Genomic DNA, 3,016 nt, shown 5'->3' on the forward strand with positions numbered 1-3,016 from the left:
TACAGCCACGCGGGGATCGCGGCGCCGTCGCCGAACCGCTGCACCAGGTGTACCGCCTCGTCGAGGCGGCCCAGCCCGGCCAGGGCCCCCGCCCTGCGGAAGGCGAGTTCCTCCGGCGGGATGCCCGGGCCGACGTCATCGGCGCGGGCCAGCACCTCTTCCCAGCGGCCCCAGGCAGCGGCCTCGACGAGCTGCTCGTATCGCGCCGCCGCGCTCGGCAGCAGCTGGGCCACCAGCGCCCAGGCCAGCGGTAACACCAGGTACGCCGCCAGCAGCGTATCGACCACGCCCCAGGGGGCCGGCACGGCCCTCCGGTACAGCAGCACGGCCAGGGCGAGCAGGAGCGTGAACCAGTTCCGTTTGTAGAGCAGCAGGCAGACCGGCAGGAACGTGACGACGCTCCGGGGCAGCGCGCGGAACCAGAGGAACTCGCGCGGCGAGAAGGTCTTGGCGACGTCAGCCTGGCGGCTGTAGAGCGCCCCGACGTCGTCGGTGTGCAGGACGATCTCGTCGAAACCCCGCTCGCGGAGCTGGGCGATGGCGTCATCGGCCGAGTCCGCTTCGACGCGCTCGGTGACCTTCTTTCCCTCGGCGTTCCGGCCCGTGGCGAGATATTCCGGCATGGGTTGCCTCACACACGCCGAGTGCGGCAGGGCTCGTTTTCGTGGCCCACGCAGATCACGAACGGATGCCGGCTCGATGCTTCGGCCACGTGCAACACCGTCACCGGACTCGTTCCCGAGGCAATGACCTGGCCCTCGGCAAAGCCGATCCACTGGCCGCGGTACTGCTCCAGGAGCCGGTCGCGGGCAGCCCAGTAGTCCACCTCGTTCCGGCGCCGGGCGGCCAGGCACGGCCTCACTTTCCCGGCCAAGCCCAGATCGACGATCCAGACCGAGCCGCGGTCAGGGCGGGGCATGGCCGGCCTCTTCCGCATCCAGGGCGCGGAACAACTCGTCCGCCGCCTCGACCAACGCTGACTCGGGCAGGTCGCCTTCCGCGGCCCCGCCGAACCGGCGGAGGATCTCGACGGCCGCTTGGTGCTTGTCGGCCTCGGACAGCGCGTCGAAGGAGTCGAGCAGTTGCCGGACGGTCACGGTCATGGGTTACCTCCACAGGGCGTCGCCACCCGTAATCGTACAGCGCCCGCACGGTGCCACAATCGCCAGCGCGTGGGCCGATCTTCTCATCCGGCGCTACTCCTTGTTCCAGTCGTAAAGCCCCAAGTCGTCCCGCAAGTCCACTTGCAATGTCTGGCGCGCCAGGTCGATCTCGCTCTGGATCTCAGCGAGGGGTGCCCCCGAGTCACAAAGCGCCATCGCCCGGTACAGATTCTCCTCGACTCCCTCAAGGGCGTTGCGGGCCAGAGTCTTCCAGGAGTCGATGAACCGTCGCACAGCCCACTCGGCCGCATCCATCCCTTCGGGCAGAGACGCGATGGAAGCATTGGCCTCGCGCAACCAGTTGCGGAGGGCCGCCACCAGCTCGTCAGGGTGCCCCGGCTCCCGTTCCCCCATCAGGTCATCTCCTCCGGTCGGGTAAGAGAGCGGCGTTGCCGCCGCTCTCTCCCCTCAGAACCGGACATGCGAGTTTCCCCGCATCCGGCTCAAGCCTTTACGAACGCCCCTCGCGGGACGCAGCCTTCTCCACCACCAACCCATCACTGTGAACTTGCCGATGGCAGTTGGGATGCAACAGGACGCGGTTGCTCAGCGAGTTGTCGCCGCCGTGACAACGCCAGATGAGATGGTGGATGTGCCAATCATCCTCCAGCGTCAGCGGTTGACCACACGCCAGGCACTTGCCGTCCTGCTGCCACCAAAGATAGCGAGCCGTCGCACGACCCGTCAAGGCGCTGGCCATCCGGTGCGCCAGGCGCTCCTCGAAGTACAGCTCCCAGGCCGGATCGTACGGGTTCGCGTCTCCCTGGATTTTCACGTGTCGGCGGATTACCGTGTCGCGTAGCCGCACCAGGAAGACCTTGCGAGTTCGGCCCTCCTCGTCAGCGACCGTGCCACGGAACCACCAGCGCTCGTCGCCGCGGCCGGTGAAGTATTGCCGCTTCACCCAACCGCCCGACTTGTGCCGGTGGCGCCGGCGTGCCCAACGCCACAGCTTCTTGAAGATCACGTCGTCGAGCCGTGCGAACGTGCGCGAACTCGACGCGTGCCGGTGATACAGCGCCCAGCCGCGCAACAGCGGGTTGAGGCGCCGGATCAGCTCGCCGGCACTGAGGTGGCCACCGTCTTGCTGGATCACGGTGTCGATCTTGCTCAGGAACGCCCGCACGTTCTTGCGCGAAGGCCGCAACAGCAGCTTCGTGCCATAGCGCCGGAGGTTCTGCCCGAGGAAGTCGAAGCCGTCGTCGATCTGCGTGATGCTGGTTTTCTCGTGGGAGAGCGCGAGGCCCCGCTCGGACAAGAAGTGTGCCACGAGAGGTTGTACTTCGTCACGGAGAAGTTCCTTCGATGTGCCCGTGATGATGAAGTCATCCGCATAGCGGACCGGATGGACCTTGTGGCGCTGGTGCTGGCGCCGCGTGGCGCCGAAGCGTTCCCGCAACAACGCCTCCAGGCCATCCAGAGCCCGATTCGCCAGCGCCGGCGAGCAGAGGCCCCCTTGCGGGGTGCCCGCCGTCGTGGCGACGAAGACGTCTTTTTCCATAAACCCAGCGTGCAGCCACTGCCGGAGGATGACCCGGTCCATCGGGGTGTGGGCCAGCAACCAGTCGTGGCTGATTCGATCGAAGCAGCTTTTGATATCGCCCTCCAGGACCCAGGTGGCGCTGTGGTTCTTGCGCAAGATCTTGTGACATTGATCCAGCGCGTCGGCACAACAGCGCTGCTGGCGAAAGCCGTAGGAGTTGGCATCGGCCAGCGTCTCCTCGATCGGATCGAGCCCGAGCAGGTACAGCGCCTGCATGGCCCGGTCGGTCAAGGTGGGGATACCCAGCGGACGAAGTTTGGAGGGGTCGCTGCTTTTCGGGATGTAGACGCGTCGCAACGGCTGTGGTTGG

Annotated in this window: 5 protein-coding genes; all 5 read right to left on the minus strand. The window is 66.7% G+C overall.

All coding sequences use genetic code 11. The annotated features are described in order from the left end of the window. The coding region (locus VFC51_17855) for a hypothetical protein (GenBank protein ID HZT08893.1) at nt 1-623 on the minus strand (623 nt) is incomplete at its 3' end. A gap of 8 nt (nt 624-631) precedes the next feature. After that, nucleotides 632-919 carry a hypothetical protein gene (locus VFC51_17860; protein ID HZT08894.1) on the minus strand — a complete coding sequence of 96 codons (288 nt, stop codon included), beginning with the start codon at nt 917-919 and terminating at the stop codon, nt 632-634. Continuing rightward, nucleotides 906-1,103, minus strand: coding sequence for a hypothetical protein (locus VFC51_17865; GenBank protein HZT08895.1), 198 nt, complete (start codon nt 1,101-1,103; stop codon nt 906-908). Before VFC51_17865 ends, VFC51_17860 begins: the two co-directional genes overlap by 14 nt. A 93-nt stretch (nt 1,104-1,196) precedes the next feature. Beyond that, nucleotides 1,197-1,517 (minus strand): hypothetical protein, encoded by a 321-nt coding sequence (locus tag VFC51_17870; protein ID HZT08896.1) that lies wholly within the window; start codon nt 1,515-1,517, stop codon nt 1,197-1,199. 97 nt (nt 1,518-1,614) lie between these two features. Beyond that, nucleotides 1,615-3,016, minus strand: a 1,402-nt coding sequence (locus VFC51_17875) for a reverse transcriptase domain-containing protein (GenBank protein ID HZT08897.1), incomplete at its 5' end; no start/stop codon positions are given.

The organism is Chloroflexota bacterium, assembly GCA_035652535.1.
Lineage (GTDB): Bacteria > Chloroflexota > UBA6077 > UBA6077 > SHYK01 > DASRDP01.

Bases quoted from the DNA above. Each gene is read 5' to 3' on its own strand.
- VFC51_17860 (HZT08894.1), bottom strand. From the start codon at position 919: ATGCCCCGCCCTGACCGCGGCTCGGTCTGGATCGTCGATCTGGGCTTG.
- VFC51_17865 (HZT08895.1), bottom strand. From the start codon at position 1,103: ATGACCGTGACCGTCCGGCAACTGCTCGACTCCTTCGACGCGCTGTCC.
- VFC51_17870 (HZT08896.1), bottom strand. From the start codon at position 1,517: ATGGGGGAACGGGAGCCGGGGCACCCTGACGAGCTGGTGGCGGCCCTC.